The organism is Massilia rhizosphaerae (genome assembly GCF_016093545.1).
GTDB lineage: Bacteria > Pseudomonadota > Gammaproteobacteria > Burkholderiales > Burkholderiaceae_D > Telluria > Telluria rhizosphaerae.
The window spans coordinates 234,803-256,409 of record NZ_JADKYX010000007.1 but is presented as its reverse complement, the minus strand read 5'-3'; the positions used below and the strand labels follow the sequence as shown (position 1 = coordinate 256,409).

Annotated in this window: 19 protein-coding genes; 11 read left to right on the top strand and 8 right to left on the bottom strand. The window is 67.8% G+C overall.

Translation table 11 applies throughout. The features are described 5' to 3' along the window. Positions 1-5 precede the first annotated feature (5 nt). Complete coding sequence (locus ISF28_RS13290; RefSeq protein WP_198117655.1) at positions 6-1,175, top strand: MFS transporter; 1,170 nt, start codon at positions 6-8, stop codon at positions 1,173-1,175. A 22-nt stretch (positions 1,176-1,197) separates the two neighbouring features. Here ISF28_RS13290 and ISF28_RS13285 read toward each other — a convergent pair whose 3' ends face one another. Next, positions 1,198-2,148, bottom strand: a complete 951-nt coding sequence (locus ISF28_RS13285; RefSeq protein WP_198117691.1) for a choice-of-anchor A family protein — start codon at positions 2,146-2,148, stop codon at positions 1,198-1,200. A gap of 207 nt (positions 2,149-2,355) precedes the next feature. Between ISF28_RS13285 and ISF28_RS13280 the strand changes: the two genes are divergently transcribed. Genes ISF28_RS13280 through ISF28_RS13265 form a run of 4 tightly spaced genes read left to right on the top strand, consistent with a single transcriptional unit; the run spans position 2,356 to position 5,959 of the window. Then, positions 2,356-3,132, top strand: coding sequence for an isocitrate lyase/PEP mutase family protein (locus ISF28_RS13280; protein WP_198117654.1), 777 nt, complete (start codon positions 2,356-2,358; stop codon positions 3,130-3,132). Next, positions 3,129-4,310 (top strand): DUF4331 family protein, encoded by a 1,182-nt coding sequence (locus tag ISF28_RS13275; RefSeq protein WP_198117653.1) that lies wholly within the window; start codon positions 3,129-3,131, stop codon positions 4,308-4,310. The genes ISF28_RS13280 and ISF28_RS13275 overlap by 4 nt, the downstream gene beginning before the upstream one ends. Beyond that, positions 4,307-5,098: a DUF4198 domain-containing protein gene (locus ISF28_RS13270; RefSeq protein ID WP_198117652.1), complete on the top strand. Its 792-nt coding sequence runs from the start codon at positions 4,307-4,309 to the stop codon at positions 5,096-5,098. The genes ISF28_RS13275 and ISF28_RS13270 overlap by 4 nt, the downstream gene beginning before the upstream one ends. A gap of 48 nt (positions 5,099-5,146) precedes the next feature. After that, a complete protein-coding gene (locus ISF28_RS13265; protein WP_198117651.1) occupies positions 5,147-5,959 on the top strand; it encodes a helix-turn-helix domain-containing protein in 813 nt (270 codons plus the stop codon). A gap of 4 nt (positions 5,960-5,963) precedes the next feature. On the opposite strand, the gene ISF28_RS13260 is transcribed toward ISF28_RS13265, so the two are convergent. The 7 genes from ISF28_RS13260 to ISF28_RS13230 all read right to left on the bottom strand — a co-directional run bounded on the left by ISF28_RS13260 (position 5,964) and on the right by ISF28_RS13230 (position 15,118). Further along, positions 5,964-6,800, bottom strand: a complete 837-nt coding sequence (locus tag ISF28_RS13260) for an HDOD domain-containing protein (protein WP_198117650.1) — start codon at positions 6,798-6,800, stop codon at positions 5,964-5,966. A 127-nt stretch (positions 6,801-6,927) separates the two neighbouring features. After that, complete coding sequence (locus tag ISF28_RS30510) at positions 6,928-8,013, bottom strand: BON domain-containing protein (protein ID WP_229519061.1); 1,086 nt, start codon at positions 8,011-8,013, stop codon at positions 6,928-6,930. Positions 8,014-8,131: 118 nt separating this feature from the next. Then, complete coding sequence (locus ISF28_RS13250; protein ID WP_198117649.1) at positions 8,132-8,830, bottom strand: NUDIX hydrolase; 699 nt, start codon at positions 8,828-8,830, stop codon at positions 8,132-8,134. A 160-nt stretch (positions 8,831-8,990) separates the two neighbouring features. Next, on the bottom strand, positions 8,991-10,715 hold the full coding sequence (locus ISF28_RS13245; protein ID WP_198117648.1) for a DUF8614 domain-containing protein: 1,725 nt from the start codon (positions 10,713-10,715) through the stop codon (positions 8,991-8,993). Positions 10,716-10,810: 95 nt separating this feature from the next. Beyond that, positions 10,811-12,307: an efflux transporter outer membrane subunit gene (locus tag ISF28_RS13240; RefSeq protein WP_198117647.1), complete on the bottom strand. Its 1,497-nt coding sequence runs from the start codon at positions 12,305-12,307 to the stop codon at positions 10,811-10,813. A 24-nt stretch (positions 12,308-12,331) separates the two neighbouring features. Further along, positions 12,332-13,933, bottom strand: a complete 1,602-nt coding sequence (locus tag ISF28_RS13235; protein WP_198117646.1) for a DHA2 family efflux MFS transporter permease subunit — start codon at positions 13,931-13,933, stop codon at positions 12,332-12,334. A 12-nt stretch (positions 13,934-13,945) separates the two neighbouring features. Further along, positions 13,946-15,118 (bottom strand): HlyD family secretion protein, encoded by a 1,173-nt coding sequence (locus ISF28_RS13230; RefSeq protein WP_198117645.1) that lies wholly within the window; start codon positions 15,116-15,118, stop codon positions 13,946-13,948. Between the two features lie 112 nt (positions 15,119-15,230). Between ISF28_RS13230 and ISF28_RS13225 the strand changes: the two genes are divergently transcribed. From ISF28_RS13225 to ISF28_RS13200, 6 genes are all read left to right on the top strand, one after another. Beyond that, complete coding sequence (locus ISF28_RS13225) at positions 15,231-15,896, top strand: TetR/AcrR family transcriptional regulator (protein ID WP_229519060.1); 666 nt, start codon at positions 15,231-15,233, stop codon at positions 15,894-15,896. Between the two features lie 125 nt (positions 15,897-16,021). Then, positions 16,022-16,207 (top strand): hypothetical protein, encoded by a 186-nt coding sequence (locus ISF28_RS13220; RefSeq protein WP_198117644.1) that lies wholly within the window; start codon positions 16,022-16,024, stop codon positions 16,205-16,207. A 119-nt stretch (positions 16,208-16,326) separates the two neighbouring features. After that, positions 16,327-17,436 (top strand): sensor histidine kinase, encoded by a 1,110-nt coding sequence (locus ISF28_RS13215; RefSeq protein WP_198117643.1) that lies wholly within the window; start codon positions 16,327-16,329, stop codon positions 17,434-17,436. 31 nt (positions 17,437-17,467) lie between these two features. After that, positions 17,468-18,256: a LytR/AlgR family response regulator transcription factor gene (locus ISF28_RS13210; RefSeq protein WP_370663430.1), complete on the top strand. Its 789-nt coding sequence runs from the start codon at positions 17,468-17,470 to the stop codon at positions 18,254-18,256. A gap of 263 nt (positions 18,257-18,519) precedes the next feature. Next, on the top strand, positions 18,520-20,754 hold the full coding sequence (locus ISF28_RS13205; RefSeq protein ID WP_198117642.1) for an NADP-dependent isocitrate dehydrogenase: 2,235 nt from the start codon (positions 18,520-18,522) through the stop codon (positions 20,752-20,754). 289 nt (positions 20,755-21,043) lie between these two features. Continuing rightward, positions 21,044-21,586, top strand: a complete 543-nt coding sequence (locus ISF28_RS13200) for a PEP-CTERM sorting domain-containing protein (RefSeq protein ID WP_198117641.1) — start codon at positions 21,044-21,046, stop codon at positions 21,584-21,586. Positions 21,587-21,607 lie beyond the last annotated feature (21 nt).

Sequence of the window (21,607 nt, the reverse complement as noted above, 5' to 3'; positions counted from 1 at the left end):
AGACAATGATCAAGAAGAGCCTGGCTCCCCTGGCCCTGGGCGGTTTCGGTATCGGCATGACGGAATTCGTCATGATGGGCATCCTGCCCGACATCGCGACCGGCCTGCACATCTCCATTCCCCAAGCGGGCTATCTGATTTCGGCGTACGCGGTCGGCGTCGTCGTGGGCGCGCCCACGCTCGTCAGCATGCTGGCGCACCGTCCGCCGCGCAGCGTGCTGATCTGGTTCATGCTGATGTTCACGGCGTTCAACGCGCTGTCCGCGTTCGCGCCGAATTTCCAGACGATGCTGCTGTTCCGCTTCCTGGCAGGCCTGCCGCACGGCGCCTTCTTCGGCGTCGGCGCCGTCGTGGCCACCCGGCTGGCCGACAAGGGCAAGGAAGCGGCCGCGCTCGCCAGCATGTTTTCCGGCCTCACCATCGCCAACGTGCTCGGCGTGCCGGCCGGGACCTGGCTCGGCCACAACATGAGCTGGCGCTTCGTGTTCCTGATCGTGGCCGCCATCGGCCTCGCGACGATGATCATGCTGCACAAGCTGGTGCCGTATTTCGAAGCGGCGCCGGGCGCCGGCCTGCGCCAGGACCTCAGGATCTTCCGCAAGCCGAGCCTATGGCTGGCGCTGGGCATCACGTCGATCGGCACGGGCGGCTTCTTCGCCTGGCTCAGCTACATCGCGCCGCTGCTGACGGACGTCACGCACTTCCACGCCAACACCATCCCGCTGATCATGACCGCGGTGGGCGTCGGCATGACGGTCGGCGTGCACGCCGGCGGCAAGCTGGCGGACCGCGTGCCGCCCCTCACCGCCATCATCGTCCTGTTGACGACGATGGTCGCCCTGCTGTGCATGAACGCCCTGCTGGCGTGGTCGCAACCGGTCATGATGGTGCTGGCGTTCGCCGTCGGCGCGAATGCGCTGGCGCTCGGTCCGCCGATCCAGATGCTGTTGATCGACCACTCGCGCGAGGCGGAGATGCTGGGCTCGTCGCTGGGCCAGTCCGGCTTCAATATCGGCAATGCGACGGGCGCCTTCCTCGGCGGGATTCCGCTGACATTGGGATTTTCGTATGCGTCGCCGCAGTGGGTGGCGGCGGGACTCGCGCTGTCCGGCGTCGTGCTGGCGCTCGCGATGCGCGCGCACGGGCGCCGCGCCGCGATCGCGGTGCCGGCGTAACGCGGCCGCTGCCGGCCGTCCTTCAGGCCCGGCGGTGCCGCCTTCTGGCCACGCCGGCCGCGGCCAATCCCGCCAGCATCAGCGCGACGCTGCCCGGCTCCGGCACGTGCCCCGACGGGGTGTCCCCACCGGTATCCAGCTTCATCCCGGCGATGTCGACCGGGTTGAAATAGTGATTCGCATTGACCTGCACCGTCGACGACCAGGTGTCGACGATCACGTCGCCGTTGATGACGCCCCAGTTCGCGGTCTGCGTCGCGTGCGGCGCCAGCACGCTGCCGATCACGCCGCGTACGTCGACGCTCGTCGCCTCGTAAAAGTTGAACAGCACGTTGTAGCCGGACAGCGGCTCGAAGCTGATGCCGCCGTTGTTGAAGGTCCCGGCCTGGCCGCTCACGTTGAACACGAGCGTCTGGCCCGGCACCAGCTGTTCCAGGGTCCAGCTGCTGGAATTCGCGAACAGGTCCGACGACACGTCGAAGACGTCGACGCCGCCCTGCCCGCCGCCCGTCACCTTGACGCCGCTCCACAGGCGCGTCACCGCGCCCGTCGGGTCGAGGTGCGACAGCGCATCGGCCACGCCCTTGTAATAACCGGCCGCGGCGGCGAAATCGACGGGATTCTGCGTCGACATGGCCGGCGTCGCGGCCCAGGTCAGCGCGCTCGTGCCGCCCACATAGGCCTTGCCGTTCTCGATCGAACCGCCTTGCAACGTCAGGTTGCCGCCCGCGACGAGCGCATAACCGTCGGCACCGAACGCATCCTTGTCGTTGTGATTGATCGAATAACTGGAAATCGTGACGTTGCCGCCGGCCACGACGGCGCCCTCGACGTCGCTCGACGTCGCGCTGACGTCGTGGATCGCGTACAGGTTGGCGCCGCCGACCGGTGCCATCAGGTTCAGCACGGCCGCGTGGGCGGTACCGCCACCAAGGACGGCGAGAGCGAGGACGATGGGCCGGACAGCGCGCATGATATTTCTCAAGTGAAATTATTGATGCAATACAGTATCATTGTTATTGACTGTTCCTCAAGGAGTTTTTCTTCTAAACGGTAGCAAGCATGGCGGGCATTCTGCACAATCCATGACCTCCGAGATCAATTCTTCATGATCTCGCGGGTGATTGAGCCCGCCCCGCCGAATCGCGACACTGTGGCCTCCACCAACGCAGGAGTCCCCATGTCCACTCAAACGTCCACTCAAATCGTCAAAGCCCACGCCTTGCGCGCGCTGCATGCGCCGGGCGCGCCGCTGGTCCTGTTCAATTGCTGGGATGCCGGCAGCGCCCGCGCCATCGCGGCCGGCGGCGCGCGGGCGATCGCCACGGCCAGCTGGGCCGTCGCCGCGGCCAACGGCTACGCGGACGGCGAGCAACTGCCGCGCGACCTGGCCATCGCCAACATCGGCCGCATCGCGCGCGCCGTCGACCTGCCCGTGACGGCCGACCTGGAACGCGGCTACGGCGCCACGCCGGATGACGTGGCCGACACCGTCACGCAAGCCGTCCGCGCCGGCGCCGTCGGTTGCAACCTGGAAGACGGCGACGATGCCGGCGGCCTGCGTCCCGCCATCGACCAGGCCGCGCGCCTGCAAGCGGCGCGCGCGGCGGCCGAGCGGCTCGACGTTCCGCTCTTCATCAACGCCCGCACGGACGGCTTCCTGCTGGCCGCGCCGGACGCGCACACCGACGCCCTGCTCGACGCGACGCTGGAACGCGCCCGCCTGTACGCCGCCCACGGCGCCGACGGCTTGTTCGTGCCCGGCCTCGTCGACGCGGCGCTGATCGAACGGCTCGTGCACGCGTCGCCGCTGCCCGTCAACCTGATGGCCGCCGCCGGCACGCCGCCGCTGGCGACGCTGCGCGCACTCGGCGTCGCGCGCCTGAGCCACGGTCCCGGCCCGTACCTGCAGGCGATGCGCGCGCTGGAAGACGCCGCGCGCGGAGCGGCGGCGTGAAGCGCGCACGGCTCGCGCTCGCGCTCGCGGCGGCCCTGCTGGCCCCGGCCGCGCCCGCATCCGACCATCTCGATTCGCCGCAGGTCATCGCCGACCCGCGCGTGGACATCGGCGACATCTACGCCTGGACCTCGGCCGACGGCCGCCGGCTCAACCTCGTGATGACCATCGTCGGCCACGTGTTCGACAAGGACGCCGAATACGCCTTCCACGTCGACAGCGGCCCGCGCTTTCCCGACACCACCGCGCGCACGGACATCGTCTGCCGATTCGCGTCGATGACGCAGGCCGATTGCCTGATCGGCCGCGACGAAACGATCCAGGGCGACCCGGGCCGCCCCGCCGGCCTGAAAAGCGCGAGCGGCCGCAGCGTGCTGTTCGCCGGCCTGCGCGACGACCCGTTCTTCAACAACGTGAAGGGTTCGCGCGCCGCGTTCGACCTGGCCGCGGCCACGCTCAAGCAAGGCGTGCCGCGCGACGCCGCGGGCTGTCCCGCGTACACGCCGGCGCAGACGGCCGCCATCCTCGACCGCTGGCGCCACACGGACGGCGGCCCGGCCCGCAACTTCCTCGCGGGCTGGACGCCGGCATCCATCGTGCTGTCGGTCGACCTGTCGCTCCTCGACCGCGGCGGCCCCGTGCTGGCCGTGTGGGCCGACACGACCGTCGACGACGTCCGCATCGACCGCATGGGCCGGCCGCTGACGGGCAACGGCCTGCTCGCCCACCTGGGCAGCGACGAGGAAGCGGATGCGTACAAGCTCGCCTACAACGCGGCGACGCCCGAGACGGCGGCGCAGTTCGTGCCCGTCATCGCGCGCTCGCTCGCGCTGTACGACGGCTACGACGGCCATTGCGGCAATCAGTTGATGGTCGATCATGCCGCACCGCCGGCGCAGCGCTACATGCCGCTGGCGCGGTTGCTGGCCGACGACCGGTTGTGGGTCAACAGCGCATCGGCCACGTGCACCCAGCTGTTCGGCGTGGAGATGGCCGCGCTGCCGGGCGGCGCGCGCTGGCGCGACGACTGCGGCGGCCGCACCCTGCACTACGACGCCGTGAACGTCTACCGCTCGCTGCTCGCCGGCGGCACGAACGATGCCGTCACGGACGGTGTGCGCACGGACGACCGCCAGCATTCGGACACCGTGTTCCCGTTCCTCGCCGCGCCCCGATGATCGCGCGCCTGTTGACGGTTGCCGCGCTGTGCCTGCCGCTGTGGGCCGGCGCCCACGATTTCTGGGTGAATCCGGACCGCTTCGTCGTCGCCGTCGGCGCCAGCACGGCATTGCGCATGCAGGTCGGCCACGGCGACGCGCGCCGGACGTCGCCGATCCCGTCGCGCCGCATCCTGCGCTTCGCGGCGTGGACGCCGGGTGGCGACGTCATCGACCTGCGCGGCGACGGCAAGCTGGCGCCGGCGGAGGCTGGGCTGCACCTGCTGGCGCTGGAAACGGACGCGAACGCGCAAAGCCACCTCCCCGCCGGCCGCTTCAACGCCTACGTGAAGGACGAAGGCCTGTGGCCGGCGGCGGCCGAGCGGGACAAGCGCGGAACAAAGGGCCAGGATGCCATCGAGCGCTACCGGCGCGTGGCGAAAGCCCTCGTGCAGGCCGGCGAACCCGGCGAAGGCAGCCAGGACCTGGCGACGAAGCGCGTCGGCCTGCCGCTGGAAATCGTGCTGGCGCGGCCGCTGTCCGATCCGGACGGCGGCGACACGCTGGCCGCGCAGGTCTTGTTCCAGGGCCGTCCGCTGGCGCGCGCGCTGGTGAAACTCACGGACCTCGACCACGACGCGCAACCCGCCGCCGCGCGGACCACGGACGGCGCCGGGCGGGTCGTGTTCCGCCGGCCGCCGCCGGGTCACTGGCTGCTGAACGTCGTGTGGACGACGCCCCTGTCCGGCGACGACGGCATCGATTTCGACACCGTCTTCTCGAGCCTGAGTTTCGCCGTCCCGCCATGACCTCCGACGTCATGGCCGTGCGGATCGCGGCCGGGTTATCATCGGCCCATGGCACCTCTCGACCTCGCCCCCGTCCCCGTCCCCGTCGGCCTTCTCCTGCGCGAATGGCGGGCCGCGCGCCGTCTCAGCCAGCTCGACCTGTCGCTGGACGCGAACATCTCCGCGCGCCACCTGAGCTGCATCGAAACGGGCAAGGCCCAGCCCAGCAGGACTCTCCTGATGCGCCTCGCCGACGTGCTGGACATGCCGCTGCGCGAACGCAACGCGCTGCTGCGCGCGGGCGGCTATGCGCCGAGCTATCCGGAGAGCGGCCTCGATACGCCGGCGCTGGGCCGGATCAACCAGGCCATCGCCTTCATCCTCGAGCAGCAGGAACCGTATCCCGCCTTCCTCATGAACCGGCACTGGGATATCCTGGCCGCGAACAAGGCCGCGCAGCGCGTCAACGATTTCCTGCTCGACGGCCGGCCCGGCAAGCATGCGAACATGCTGCGCACGGTGTTCGATCCGGAGGACCTGCGCGGCCGCATGACGAACTGGGACGATGTGGGGAGCACGCTGATCGGACACCTGCACGCGCTGGTCGCAGGGTCGCCGACGGACACGAAGGCGCGCGCGCTGCTCGACGAAATCCTGGCGTATCCCGACGTGCCGCCGCGCTGGCGGCTGCGCAACCTGGACACGCCGCCCGCGCCGCTGCTGACGACGGAATTCAGCCACCGCGGCGTGGCACTCAGCTTCTTTTCGACGATCACGACGTTCGGCACGCCGCGCGACATCACCGTCGACGAGCTGCACATCGAATCGTGCTTCCCGATGGACGAGGCGACGGCGCGGTTCTGCCGCGAACTCGGCGCGTGAACGGTCAGACGAGCAGCGCGCCGCCCATCGAGGCGCTGATCTCGGCCGCTTCGTCGATCATGCGATTGAGGCTGTCCTCGTCGAGCAGGTAGTCGAGCGCGCTCTCGCTGTGTTCGGGCAGCGGCGCGCGCGCCGTGCCGAGCGGCGACGGCACGCTGGCGTACAGGTTGGCCAGCAACAGGGTATCGAGCAAGGTGGCGGGGGGCATGTGCAGCCAGGCGCCGCGCAGTTCGAAGATCGCGTCGGCGACGGGCTCGGGCAGCGCCAGCTTGCGCGCCACTTCGCGCGTCACGACGTCCTCGCACAGCTCGGCCCATTTTTCCGGATCGTCGTCGAGCAGCCCCGGGAAACCGTCGGCGCGCGACAGCAGGTAGAAGCCGCCGACTTCGTGGACGATGCCGGCGAACATCGCCGTGTCCGGATTGACGAAGGTGACGCGGCGCGCGAACACATGGGCCAGCGCGGCCACCTGCACCGTGTGTTCCCATAGCTGCTCGGCCTTGGCGCGCAGGTCCGGGTCTTCGATGCGGGCGCCGAACTGGCGCACGACGAGACTGGCGACGAGCATCTGCAGGTTGCGGTAGCCGACCCGCGTCACGGCCGAGCGCACATTGGTGATCGGCTTGCCGCCCGTGTTGAACGTCGAAGAATTGGCCAGCGCGACCGTGCGCGCGGCCAGCTGCGGCTCGCCCAGCACGAGGCGGATCGCATCCTCCAGGTGGCAATCGGGATCGTTCAGCGCGTGTTGCAGGCGCAGCACGGCGTTCACGCTGGTGGGAAAGGAAATCTCACCGCGCGCGGCTTGGGCGGCGATGGTTCCGAAGGCTTCGAGTCTGTTCACGGCCGCGATTATACCGTGCCCTATCTACCGTCGAAGCAAAACCCGGCGGCTTCGCAACGACCTGTGGTAGATCAGCAAAAGCGACGGCCGGTCCCAAACCCGGCCGCCGACGGGCACACAGCGGTGCTTATTTGACCTTGATGGCGCTCCTGACGCGGGTCACGCCCTCGACGCCCTTCGCGACTTTCACGGCCTTGTCGGCCTGTTCCTTCGAGTTCACGAAGCCGCTCAGCATCACGACGCCCTTCTCCGTCTCGACGTGGATGCCGAGCGAATCCAGGTTCGGCTCCTTCACGAGGCCGGCTTTCACCTTGGTGGTGATAGCGGTGTCGGACGCAGCGATGCGCGTGCGGCCGGCGGCGTCGTGGGTCTTGTCGGCCGTCTCGTCGCCGGCGCGGTCCATCGCGTTGTCGGTCTTCTGGGCAACGGTCGAACCGGCCTGCTTCGTCTTGTCGACGGCGGCGTGCGCGACTTCCCGCGTCTTTTCAGCAACTGTCACGGCCGCGGCCTTCACTTTGTCGGCGGCGGTCGCGGCAGTGTCGCGCGTCTTTGATGCAACGTTTTCGGTCGCGTTCGCGGTGCGGTTGGCCGCATCGGCGGCGTTGTCGCGCACGGCCGACGGCTTCGTCTCGACCAGGCAGCCGGTTTTCGCATCGGCCCCCATCCGGGCGCATTTGTCGACCGCGGCGGCCTTGGCCGGGTCGCGCGTGTCGGTGCCGGTCACGAGACCGCCGGAAGCCGTGCTGCCGCCGCCGCTGGCGCCGGTCGCGCCGCCGGCGCTGGCACCCGTGGCCGTCCGCTCGTCGCGCTCGGCCTTGGCGTCGGCCAGCGCGGCCGTGTGCACGGATTTGGCGTTGTCCATGCAGCTGTCCTTGTCGGCGCCGCTCCTGGCGTCGCATTTCGCCTTGGCAAGGTCGTATTCGGCGTCGGCGACGTTGACGCGCGCGTGGGCGCGGCTGGCGGCCGTGTTGTGGTACTTGGACAGCACGTCGGCTTCGGTGCGGGTGCGCGCGAGCCGGGCTTCAGCCATGCAGACGTCCTTGTCGTTGCCGCTTTTCGCGTCGCATTTCGCTGCTGCCGCCCGGTATTCCGACTCCGCCTTGTGCGTGAGAGTACGGTAAGTGGCCGGATCGTGGTTCAGTGCCGCGGTCGGTGCCGCGGCAAAGCTCGCGCCTGCAGCCGTCGCGAGCAAGGTCGCAATCAGCGTTTTCATGGTCTTGTCCCTTGTGTCGTTTGTTGTGACAGCCAGATTTAACGCCCGCACGACCGCGACCTCTGTGCGGCACCGTACGCTTGTCGGACAAACCATGGCCGGGCTCACCGGCGCTCGCTCAATCGTCGCTGAGCAGGCCTTCGCGCCACAGCGGCGCCACGTCCTCGAACGGCTTGCCGCCCGCGCCGAACCGGGCGCCGTCGCGTGCCAGGCGCACCCAGGCGCGGGTGTCGTGGCCGTTGTGCGCGACCGGCTGGTCCTGCCTGAGTTTTTCCAGCCAGGCATAGATGCGGCCGTAGTCGGCCGGGTGGCGGTCGTGGATCCAGGCCAGCGCGACGAGGTCGGCATAACCTTCCTCGCGGCGGGTCTCGCGCATCGCCTTCGACGCCGCCAGCAGCGATGGATCGTCGGCCGTTTCCTCGCCCGTCTCGACGAAGCCAGCCGGCAACGCATGCCAGGCGCCTTGCGCATAGCGCCAGCAATGGGCGAACTCGTGGGCGGCCATGGCCTCGATCAATTCGCCCTGCTGGGCGGCCGGCACGCCTTCCAGCTGGCGCTCGGCGTCGGGATTGCCGCGCAGCGACAGCACGAGCTTGCAGCGGCCGCCGGCGAAGCCCATCGCCATCGGCACGTCGTTCGGGCCGGCCTGCGGCTGCACGACGATGTCGACGGGCAATTTCAGGCCGCGCGCATAGTCGAGGACGGGAAGCGCGGCGCCCAGCCAGCGCTGCTCCAGCGGGGTGAGGTCGGCGGCGGCGGCCGGGACGGCCTGGGCGGCCGCGCACAGGAAGGTGGCGGCGATGAGGACTTTGGACATGGAGAGCTTCCCGCTAGGATATTTAAAATTCCTAACGGCAATTTTAGCCTTCGCTCAACCCTCGTGGCCGGCAATATTTTCGTGGATGTCCAAAAGCGTAATGTTGCCGGAAAAGCTCGTCGCCCATGGCGGGACGGCGCGCTTTTCCGGAACCGGCCGGTCAGCGTTGCGCCGGCACCAGCCTGGTCGCCGTCACAAACGCGGGACGGATGTCGTTCGGCACCGCCTTCATCTTGTCCAGCGCCTTCTGCACGTCGGGACGGATGACGACGTAGCGCTTCATGAGATCCTGCGCGCGGGCGTAGTCGCCGGTCGCCTCGATCGTCAGGAATTCGCGGTCGAGGTCCGCCACCGCGCCCTTGATCTTGGCAAAGTCGACGGAGAACGTGCCGTCGCCGTGCGACACGAAGCCGCCCTTGTCGAGCAGGTAGTTCATCTGGATCGCCATGCCGCGCGCGTGCGAATCCGTCAGGCCGAAGTGCAGGGTGCGGAACGCGGACGCGAGGTAGGTGTCGTACAGCTTGCGCTCGGCCGCCTCGCCCTGCCCCAGCGAATCCTTCAGCTCACCCTTGTCCATCATGTACGCGAGCGCCCACAGGCCGGTGACGTCGGCCTTCGCTTCCTCGATGGTCGAGTAGGTGTCCTTCAGGTCCTGGCGCGGCGTGGACGGGCGGCCGTCGCGCGTCGTCGCGTGCGGGCCCAGGCCGTGCATGATCTCGTGCGCGAGGATGTGCGTGAAGAAGGAATCGAAATCGAGGTTCTTCTGGTCGGCGGGGCGCAGCACGAGCTTCGAGATCGGGGTCAGGGTCGCCTCGAACTTGGCTTCCTGGACGTTCTTCAGCATCACGCGCTTCGAGCCGCGCTGGCGGATGATGCGCTCGTCGTTCGGCAGGTTGTAGGCGGCCGTCTGCACGCCCATATTGCCGTCGCCGGCGCCATAGACCTGGTTCACGACGACCATCGGCGCGATCGCCCCGACCTTAGGATTGCGGTATTTCGGATCGAGCGGCAGGTTGTTTTCCAGCTCCTGCATATGCTTGCCGAAGAAGTTCAGCTTGGCCGTTTCCTTCTGGTCGCGCACGTTCACGTACGCCTCGAACGCGGCCTTGTAGCCGAACAGTTCGTCGTTATACGTCTCGTACGGGCCGATCGTGACGTCGACCGGGGAATCCAGGTCCATCCACGCGAAATCGGAGGCGAGGTAGTCGTTCGACAGGAAGGCGTCGGCGCGCAGGTTCAGGAATTTTTTCAGCGACGCGTTGTCGGTGGCGCTGGCCGCGTCCTTCAGCAGCTTGGCCAGCTTCTGCAGCTCGGCGCGGTATTCGTCGGAGTACTTCACGATCGTGAATTTGCCGGCCCGCTTGTCATCCTTGTCCTTGCGGATCACGGTGAAGAACCACCGCGCCTGTTCCTTCTCGGCCGGCGGCAAGCCGTTCATCCACGTCTCGAGTTCCTGCTTGCTCGCCCCTTCCGGGTAAAAATTCGCGCCGGGCGGTTTCGTGGCCGGGATCCGGATGCCCGCATACTCGGCGGGCATGAAGGACTGGTTGCCGTCGATGATCGACCACGGTCCCTTGTTCAGCCAAAAGTAGTCGCGGCGCGCACGGCCCAGCGGCGTCGTGTCCTTTTGCAGCGCGGCCCACAGCGCCTCGTTGCCGGACCAGCGCTGGCGCAGCTGCAGGACGTCGACGATTTTCGCCGCTTCGATCAGCTTGGCGATGGCGACACGGTCGCCGGCGGACAGCTTGGCCGTATCGGCCGTCAGGTCGACCGGGGCGAAACGCCTGGCCATCGCCTGCAGCTCGGGCGCGGTGGCGGGGGCGGCATGGACGGTGGCGCACAGGGTCGCTGCGGCCAGGGCCAGGGGGGCGAGAAGATGCTTCATTGAGGTCCCTTGTGAGGTTTGCAATCCCGCGATTGTAATCCTGTTCAGGGACGAAGAGGCCGGTGCCGCCGAAGGATGGCGGCGCCGGCGGGCGCTCAGCGCGACGCCTGGGCGACCGTCGCCTCCGGCGCCGCCTGCTGCCAGCCGCCGCCCAGCGCGCGCGCGACCGACACCGCGGCCAGCAGGCGCTGCGTGCGGATCTGCGCGGCGGCGCGGTCGGCGGCCAGCGCGGAACGCTGGGCGTCGGTGACGTCCAGGTAGGTCGACACGCCGCGGTCGTAGCGCGCCTGCGCCACCTGCACGGCGCGCGCCGCGGCCTGCTGCGCCTGGACCTGCACGTCGCCCTGCCGCTTGCGCTGCTGGACGTCCGACAGCGCATCTTCCACGTCGCGCAGCGCCGTCAGCAGGCGCGCCTCGTGGTTGGCGACGGCTTCGTCGTAGCGGGCCTTGGCGACGTTGACGTTGGCCCGGATGCGGCCGCCCTCGAACACGGGCAGCGACAGCGCCAGCGGCCCGACCGAGAACTGGCGCGCGTTGCCCTTGGTCAGATTGCTCAGCGTTTCCGACGCAAAGCCGAAGTTGCCGGTCAGCGACACGCTCGGGTAGAACGCGCCCTCGGCCACGCCCACCTGGGCATTCAGGGCACGCAGCGTGGCGACGCTCGCGGCGAGGTCCGGACGCTGACCCAGGATGCTGGCCGGCAGGCCGACGGGGATCGCGGGCGGCTGCGGCAACGTGGCGGCCACGTCGCCGGCGGCCGGCGCCAGGATGGGCTGGCTCGGCGAAGCGCCCACCAGCACGGCCAGCGCATGTTCCAGCGTGTTGCGCTGGCGCTGGGCTTCCTGGATGTCCGCCTCGGCATTCGCGCGCTCGATGCGGGTGCGCGAGACGTCCAGCTCGTTCGAAAGGCCCGCGTTGAAGCGCGCCTCGATCAGCTGCTGCGACTCGCGCCGCGTGGCCAGCGCGTCGTTCAGGATGGCGATGTCGGCGTCGAGGCCGCGCAGCTGCCAGTACGTCGTCGCGACCTGGCCGGAGAGCATCAGCATGACGCCGTCGCGGTCGTCCTGCGCGGCCAGCGCCTGGGCGTCCGCGGCTTCCACGGCGCGGCGCACGCGGCCCCACAGGTCCAGCTCGTACGAGAAATTGGCGCCGACCGAGTATTCGGTGCCCTTGATCGACTTGTGGCCGAACGTTACGCCCATCGGCGTTTCGGCCGACGTGCGCGAGTTCGAGACGCCGGCCGACACGCCGACGGTGGGCATCTGGCTGGCGCGCGTCACGCCCAGCTGCGCCTGCGCCTGCACGAGGCGCTGCGCGGCGGCGCGCACGTTCGGGTTGTCGCGCAGGGCACGCTGCTCGAGCTGGTCGAGCTGATTGTCGCCGAACACGGTCCACCATGCGGAGGGCAGGCGCGCGGCCTGGTCAACAGGTTCGGCCGCGGCGTGGCGGTATGCCGGCGTGGCGACGCCCTGCGGCGCGACGAAATCCTTGCCGACGGTGCCGCACGCGGAGAGCAGCGCGGCCACGGCCAGCGCGATTGCGGTACGAACGACGGCTGTATGAACGACAGGTTTGAAATAAATAGTTTTCATTGTTTTGTCCATGAATCCTTGGGTTCAGTGGCCACCGCCACCGCCGCCGCTGGGCGACTTGATCTTGTCCGAGAACCACAGCGGGATGATCGCCCCCAGCAGAATGGCGCCGACGATGAAGAAGCCATCGTTGTAGGCCATCACGAACGATTCCCTGCGCACGATGCGGTCGATCGCGCCGATGGCCTGCTGGGCCGCGGTCGCCGGGTCGAAGCCCTTGGCGATGAACGACGCCGTGAGCGCGTCGAGGCGGGCCTGCGTGACGCTGGAGAAGAGCGACACCGACTCGCCCAGGCGCTCCGAGTGGAAGTGCTCGCGGTTCGTGAGGGCCGTCGCCAGCATGGCGATGCCGACGGAGCCGCCCAGGTTACGGGTCATGTTGAACAGGCTCGACGCCGACGGCATGTCCTTCGGCTGGATGCCGGACATGGCGAAGTTCGACAGGGTCAGCATCACGAACGGCTGGCCGAGCGCGCGGATGATCTGCGACAGCATCAGCTGGTCGTAGCCCGTGTTGGCATCCATGTACGCGTTCATCAGGCACGAGACGCCGAACAGCGCGAGGCCGAACGAGCACAGGAGGCGGTTATCGATCTTCTGCGACAGGCGCGCGACGAACGGCATCACGAACAGCTGCGGCAGGCCCACCCAGGCGATCACTTCGCCGATCTGCATCGGCGAATAGCCCGCGATCTGGCCGAGGAACAGCGGCAGCAGGAACGACGAGCCGTACAGGCCCATGCCGATCACCGCGGATAGCCCCGTCGCGACGAGGAAGTTGCGGTGGCCGTACAGGCCCAGGTTCACGAACGGGTCGCTGCGCGAAAAATTCGTCACGACCCAGCCGAGGATGCCGACGATCGCCAGCGCCGCGAAGGTGATGATGAAGGTCGACTGGAACCAGTCGTTCGAGTTGCCCTCTTCCAGGAAGATCGTCAGGCTCGCGAGGCCCAGCGCCATGAAGGCGATGCCGAGCCAGTCGGCCTTGTACAGCGTCTGCAGGTTCATCGGCTCGCGGTCGATGCCCCAGTACATGCCGGCGATGAGCAGCACGCCCGGCACCCAGTTGATGTAGAAGATCGACGGCCAGCCGTACAACTCCGTCAGGTAGCCGCCGAGGGTCGGGCCCATCGCGGGCGCCAGCGTGGCGGTCAGGCCGAACATGGCCATGCCGACGGCGCGCTTGGCCGGGGGCAGGCGCGTCATCACGAGGGTCATCGCCATCGGGATCAGCGCGCCGCCCGTGAAGCCCTGCAGCATGCGGAACACGATCATGCTGGAGAGGTTCCACGCGGTGCCGCACAAGGTCGAGAAGCCGAGGAAGAACGCGGTCGTGAGCATCAGGTAGCGGCGCTGGCCGAGGGCGCGCACGAACAGCGCCGTCATCGGGATCACCACGATCTCGGCGCACAGGTAGGCGGTCGAGATCCACGAACCCTCTTCCTGCGTGGCCGACAGGGTGCCGAGGATGTCGCGCAGCGAGGAGTTGGTGATCTGGATGTCGAGCACCGCCATGAACGCGCCGAGCATGCCGGCCAGCACCGCGATCCAGGTGCGCGCGTCGACGCGCGCGCCGTTGGCCGGGGCCATCGGCGGCGCCATCGGTTTGGTGATCGTCGTGGACATGATCGGTTCCGGTTATTGGGCGGCTTGCTGCGGGGCCTTCTGGCGCAGGTCGATCTCGACGACGGTCGACATGCCCGGCACGAGGCGGCCCGCGTACTTCCTGAGGTCTTCGGGCGCGAACGTGATCTTCACGGGCACGCGCTGGACGATCTTGGTGAAGTTGCCGGTCGCGTTATCGGCCGGCAGCAGCGCGAACTGGTTGCCCGACGCCGGCGAGAAGCTGTCCACGCGGCCGACCAGTTCGTGCTTCGGCAGCGCGTCCACTTCGATGTCGACCTTCTGGCCCGGCACGAGGCCCGGCAGCTGCGTTTCCTTGAAGTTGGCGACCACCCACACGTCGTCCTGCACGATGGCGGCCAGTTGCTGGCCCGGCTGCACGCGCGCGCCGACTTCCACGCTGCGCTTGCCGATGCGGCCGGAGATGGGGGCGACGATGCGGTTGTAGCCGAGCTGCTGCTGGGCGTCCTGCAACTGGGCCTGCAGCACTTTCACTTGCGCCTTGAGCACGTCGCGCGCGGACGTCGCGGCCGTGATCTGGGCCTGGGCGGCGTTGGCGTTGTCGCGGCGCGCCGTGACGTCGGCCGTGGCGCCCGCGCGCGCGGCGGTGGCGGCGTCCACTTCGGCCTTCGAGACGGCCTTCATCTGGCTGTTGTACAGCTGGCCGTAGCGCTCGGCGTCCTGCCTGGCGCGCACGAGGTTGGCCTGGGCCTGCACGACCTGCGCGCGGGCGGCGGACGCCTGCGCCCTGGCCTGCTCGATGGCGGCGCCGGCCTGCACGATCTGCTGCTGCACGCTGGCGATCTGGGCCTCGATCTGCTCGACCTTCACGCGCTGGTCGGCCGGGTCCAGCTCAGCCAGCACGTCGCCCGCCTTGACGACCTGGTTGTCGTCGAACATGACCTTCGTGACGACACCCGGAATGCGCGACGACACCGGGTGCACGTGCCCCGTGACGTAGGCATTTTCCGTCTCGACGAAATAATGGCTGCGATACCACATGCGGCCGCCGGCGGCCAGCGCGGCGGCGGCGATCAGGCCGACGACGATCAGCACGCGCTTCGGAGGTGCCTTGGCGGCGTTGGCGGGCGCACCCTGCGCTGCCGATGGGGCGGTGCCCGGGGCGGCACCGCCCGGCGGAACGGCGGCGGTCGGCTTGTGGTCGACCGTGGTTTGCGTATCTGGCATGTGAACTCCGAATGAAAATGAAATTGGTCAATCGCATTATTGGACAACTTTTTGGCAAAGTCAAGAAATGAAACGGTTGCATTTCATTCGAGATTGTTCTACAGTGGAGCCCATGGACAAACATATGCATGACGCGGCCGAATGCTCCGGCAAGGCCGCCGGCCGGCCCAAGGCCGCCGACGTGGAGGCGCGCACGCAGGAACTCCTGCAAATCGCCGGCACGCTGTTTCTCAAGAACGGTTATACGAAGACGAGCCTGGAAGCGATCGCCCGCGCGGCCCACGTCGCGGTGCGCACCATTTACGTGAAATTCGGCGGCAAGGCCGGGCTGCTGGGCGCCGTGCTGGCCGCCAAGCGCCACCGCTTCTTCCGCAGCCAGCCGATGGAAACGGACCCTCGTCCGCTGCGCGAGATCCTGGACGACTTCGCGCACCAGATGTACGCGCTGATCACGTCGCAGGAAGCCATCGACCTGCAGCGCATCGTGCTGGCCGAGGCGCCCACGAATCCGGAACTGGCCGAGGCGTTCTGGACCGGCGGCCCGCTCAAGACCCGCGAGATGCTGGCGCGCTTCTTCGACCGGCCGGACATCCGTGCCCAGATGCGTCCCGGCGTCCCGGTCGACCTGCTGCCCTGCCACCTGATGGCCACCATCACCGGCGAATTCCTCATGAACCTGATGCGCCCGCCCCGGACCGTGGATCCGGAAAAGGCCATGCGCGACCTCGAAGGCCGGCTCGACCTGTTCTATCACAGCATCCTGCCGCCGCAGTCCTGATTCCCCTCGGCAATGTGCGTCATCGCACCGACTCAGCCGGAGGGAAACGGCATCCTGTGCGCTTTGAAGGAGGATGTCATGAACAACAAAAGTACAAAGACGGCAGTTCGCCGCAAGGAGGGTGCATGAGCAAGTCATCCCGTTATGAATGGCGCGACCAGCAGGCCGCGCTGCACGAGAGCATGAAGGGGTTCCTCGCCAACCCGAGCAACGAACAACTCGAAGCCGTCGTCGCCGAAATGCGCGCGTACGCGGATGCCGCGCAGAGCGGCAGCATCGAGATTCCGCAGCGCTGGGTTGCCTACGGCTGACCCCGCACCGTTTCGATTCCATCGGCAGGAACGCCCCGCGTTACCTGCCGATTTCTTTTTGGCATTGTTTCCGTGGTAACGTTCCGGCTGCTTTTCCAGCTGCCCGCCACAGGAACGCCATGCCGACACCCGCCACGCCCCCGATGCATCCGCTGGACACGTTCGCGCCCTTCCGGCGCTGGCGTCCATCGCCGCTGCGCAACCTCGTCTATACCCTCGTGTGGAACAGCATCATCGGCGTCGCGCTGGCCGGCGCGGCCCAGCTGTTCGGCAGCAGCGCCCCGCTCGGCGCGCTGCTGGCCGAGATGCTGCTGGTGTCGAACGTCGTCGGCTTCCTCATCCACGGCATGGTGCGCCTGCTGCGCCGCGTCGCGCCGGCGCGCGGCGGCGCGGCGATGCGGGCCGCGCGGCTGCTGCTGACGGCATGCTGCGCCCTCGTCGGCATGGCCGCCGCCGACGCCATGCTGGGCGGACGCAGCACCTTCGACACCCTGCTGCACGCGGGCGCGCTGGCCCGCTACCTGCCGGGCGCCGCCGCCGTCGCGCTGCTGATGGCGGCCGTGCTGGCGGCAGGCGAGCGCCGCGCGGCGCGCGAGATCGAGGCCGCGCGCCAGCAGGAACGGATCGCCGAAGCCGCGCGCCTGCTGGCCGAAGCGAAGCTGCGCACGCTGCAAGCCCAGATCGAGCCGCACTTCCTGTACAACACGCTGGCCAACGTCGTCAGCCTGATCGGCGCCGATCCCGCTCGGGCCCGCGACATGCTCGAGCGCCTGATCGACTTCCTGCGCGCGAGCCTGGCGGCCAGCCGCGCGGACCACGCCACCCTGGGCAGCGAGATCGACCTCGCCCGCGCCTACCTGGACCTGCTGACGGTGCGCATGGGCGATCGGCTGCGCTTCGACATCGACGTGGACGCGTCCTGCCGCGACGCCGTCGTCGCGCCGATGCTGATCCAGCCGCTCGTGGAAAACGCCGTCATGCACGGCATCGAGCCCAAGGTGGCAGGCGGCACCATTGTCGTGCGCGCGCGCCGCATCGAGTCCGGCCTGTGCGTGGAAGTGCGGGACGACGGCGTCGGCCTCGTGCCGGCGGCGCCGCGGCCGGGCGGCGGGGTGGGATTGTCGAACCTGCGCGAGCGGCTGCGCAGCTTGCACGGCAATAACGCTCAAGTACAATTGCTTGAAAACCAAGACGGAGGCGTGACGTCGCGTCTGCTCCTCCCTGCATGAGACTTCCGACCGAGGTGCCGCCATCGCCCCCATCCGCGCCCTGCTTGCCGACGACGAACCGCACCTGCTGGCCTATCTCGAGGAACAATTGGCCGCCGCCTGGCCGGAACTGCACGTCGCCGGACGCGCCGGCAACGGCATCGAGGCGCTGCGCCTCATCGACGAGCTGGCGCCCGACGTCGTGTTCCTCGACATCCAGATGCCCGGCCTGAACGGCCTGGACCTCGCCGCCCGCCTGGTGGACGAACATCGGGCGCCGCGCGTCGTGTTCACGACGGCGCACGAGGCGTACGCGCTGCAGGCGTTCGAGCACGCCGCCTTCGACTACCTGCTGAAACCCATCCGCCTGGAACGCCTGCGGCGCACGGTCGACCGGCTCAAGGACGCGCTGGCGGCGCCGGCCCCGGCACCGGCCGCCGACATGCTGGCCGGCCTGCTGCGCCAGCTCGGCGTGGCGGGCGCGCCAACGCCTGCACCGGCACCCGCGCCGGCCGCGCCGCTGCAATGGATCCGCGCCGCGCAAGGCCAGGAGACGCGCCTGATCGCCATCGACGAAGTGATCTACTTCCAGAGCAACGACAAGTACACGAGCGTGTATCTCGCCGACGGCGAGCACCTGATCCGCACCCCGATGCGCCAGCTGCGCGAACAGCTCGATCCGCAGCAGTTCTGGCAGATCCACCGCAGCGTGATCGTCGCGGCCCGCCACGTGGCCGGCACGCGCACGGATTTCCGCGGCCGCCTGCTCGTCAGGCTCAAGGGCCGGGACGAGCAGCTCGTCGTCAGCCGCAACTACGTGGACCTGTTCCGCCAGATGTAGCGGCGGCGCAGCCGCCTCACCCATCCCGCATCGCGAAAAGGTTTACCACTATCCGATCCGCGAAGGTCGTGCAATAATAGCGCCTGTCCTATGTCTTATATAAGACTTAGTCTCGTGATAACAAACGTTCGAGGCCGCCGGATCGATGTTTGACGGAGTATGATCCCTCGATCCGTTCACCACGCTGGCACCCGTGGCCTGGACAGCCGACGTTTTTTTAGTACTAGTATTCGAAACCTTCCCGCACATCGAGGAACAAGCGTATGAGCAGTGATCAGACCATCATCTACACCCTAACCGACGAGGCGCCCCTGCTGGCCACCCACGCCTTCCTGCCCGTCGTCGAGACGTTTGCCAAACCCGCCGGCATCCACATCGAAGAGAGCGACATCTCCGTCGCGGCGCGTATCCTCGCCAACTTCGCCGACTACCTGTCGCCGGACCAGCGCGTGCCGGACACGCTGACGGACCTCGGCAAGAAGACGCTGCAGCCCGAGACCAATATCATCAAGCTGCCGAACATCTCGGCGTCGGTGGGCCAGCTGCAGGCGGCCATCAAGGAACTGCAGGGCAAGGGCTACAACATTCCCGACTATCCGGCCGACCCGAAGACGGACCAGGAAAAAGAGATCAAGGCCCGCTACGGCAAGTGCATCGGTTCCTCGGTGAACCCGGTCCTGCGCGAAGGTAACTCGGACCGCCGCGCGCCGAAGGCCGTCAAGGAATACGCACGCAAGAACCCGCACTCGATGGGCGAATGGTCGCAGGCATCGCGCACGCACGTGTCGCACATGACGCACGGCGACTTCTACCACGGCGAAAAGTCGATGACGCTGGACCGCGCGCGCGACGTCAAGATGGAACTGGTCACGAAGAGCGGCGCAACCATCGTGCTGAAGCCGAAGGTCGCGCTGAAGGACGGCGAGATCATCGACTCGATGTTCATGAGCCGCAAGGCCCTGCTCGAGTTCTACGAACAGCAGATCGAAGACGCGCACAAGACCGGCGTGATGTTCTCGCTGCACGTGAAGGCGACCATGATGAAGGTGTCGCACCCGATCGTGTTCGGCCACTGCGTCCGCACGTTCTACAAGGAGGCGTTCGAGAAGCACGGCGCCCTGCTGGACAGCCTGGGCGTGAACGTCAACAACGGCATGGCCGACCTGTACAACAAGATCGCCAAGCTGCCGGATTCGCAGCGCGAAGAAATCATCCGCGACATCCACGCCTGCCAGGAACACCGCCCGGCGCTGGCGATGGTCGACTCGGCCAAGGGCATCACCAACTTCCACTCGCCGAACGACGTGATCGTCGACGCGTCGATGCCGGCGATGATCCGCGCCGGCGGCAAGATGTATGGCGCCGACGGCCGCCTGAAGGAAGTCAAGGCCGTGATCCCGGAATCGACGTTCGCCCGCATCTACCAGGAGATCATCAACTTCTGCAAATGGCATGGCGCCTTCGACCCGCGCACGATGGGCACCGTCCCGAACGTCGGCCTGATGGCCCAGCAGGCCGAGGAATACGGCTCGCACGACAAGACCTTCGAAGTGCAGGAAGACGGCGTGGCCAACATCACCGACCTGGCGACGGGCGAAGTGCTGCTGTCGCAGAACGTCGAGAAGGGCGACATCTGGCGCATGTGCCAGGTGAAGGACGCGCCGATCCGCGACTGGGTCAAGCTGGCCGTCACCCGTGCCCGCAACTCCGGCATGCCGGCCGTGTTCTGGCTGGATCCGTACCGTCCGCACGAGAATGAGCTGATCAAGAAGGTCAAGACCTACCTGAAGGATCACGATACGGAAGGCCTGGACATCCAGATCATGTCGCAGGTGCGCGCGATGCGCTTCACGCTGGAGCGCGCGTTCCGCGGCCTGGACACCATCTCGGTGACCGGCAACATCCTGCGCGACTACCTGACCGACCTGTTCCCGATCCTGGAACTGGGCACCAGCGCCAAGATGCTGTCGATCGTCCCGCTGATGGCCGGCGGCGGCATGTACGAGACGGGCGCCGGCGGTTCGGCACCGAAGCACGTGCAGCAGCTGACCGAGGAAAACCACCTGCGCTGGGACTCGCTGGGCGAATTCCTCGCGCTGGCCGTGAGCTTCGAGGACCTCGGCATCAAGACCGGCAACGCGAAAGCCAAGCTGCTGGCCAAGACGCTGGACGCCGCCACGGGCAAGCTGCTGGACAACCGCAAGTCGCCGTCGCCGAAGACCGGTGAACTCGACAACCGCGGCAGCCAGTTCTACCTGTCGCTGTTCTGGGCCCAGGAACTGGCCGCGCAGACCGAGGACGCCGAACTGGCCGCCTACTTCGCGCCGCTGGCCAAGCAACTGGCCGAGAACGAGCAAAAGATCGTGTCGGAACTGATCGAGATCCAGGGCAGGCCGGTCGACATCGGCGGCTACTACAAGCCGGACAACGCCAAGGTCAAGGCCGTGATGCGTCCGAGCGCCACGTTCAACAAGGCGCTGGAGAGCGTGGGCGGCTGATCGCTTTCAGCTAATCCAACAAAGACCCCGGTTCCGCGTCATGCGGGCCGGGGTTTTTTGCATATTGGTGGGCACGTTTCATTTGAGGCCTGAGGCCTAAAATGAAACGTGCCCACCTTTTTTGGTCAAACCAATTTTCATTCCGGTCCAAAAATAATTTCAACTGGCCCGACCAATTTCAATATCTTCGTGCTAACATTTCCCGACCTGGCGACCCGGCATCCGGCCAGGCACCGCCACGGCTCACTCGGGAATAACAATGAAAACGACTACAATCTTGGAGACCCTGGTGCTGGCAGTCCTTGCCACCGGCCAGGCACAGGCAGCACCGCTTTCCCTGCAAGACGCCACCATCACCGCCACCTACGACGGCAGCGCGGCCGACGTCCTCGGACTCGACCACCTGTTCGCCCAGGAACCCGGCAGCAACACGAGCACGCTCGACCCGACCGACAGCGGCGTCGAATTCCTCACGGCCGACTACCTGTTCGGCTTCGATTTCGCGAAGGACGGCAAGCTCACCATCTACGAGAACATGCCCATCCCCGCGGGCGACTACAAGTTCACGTTCGACTTCGGCACGACCTTGCCCGCGGCCATCGCGAGCTTCACGCTGCTGGACGGCAGCGCGGCCGACGGCGTGCCGGGCCTCGACGTCGTCGACGGCCACACCATCGCCGTCGACCTGGGCGGACTCGCGTGGCACGGCGACTACGCGTCGATCACGACGCAGATCGGCGCGGCCAGCGTGCCGGAACCGGCCGTCCCCGCCCTGCTGCTGGCCGGCGCGTGCGGCCTCGCGATCAGCCGCCGGCGTGACCGCCGCGCGTAAGCCACCGTCTGCCAGGAGACC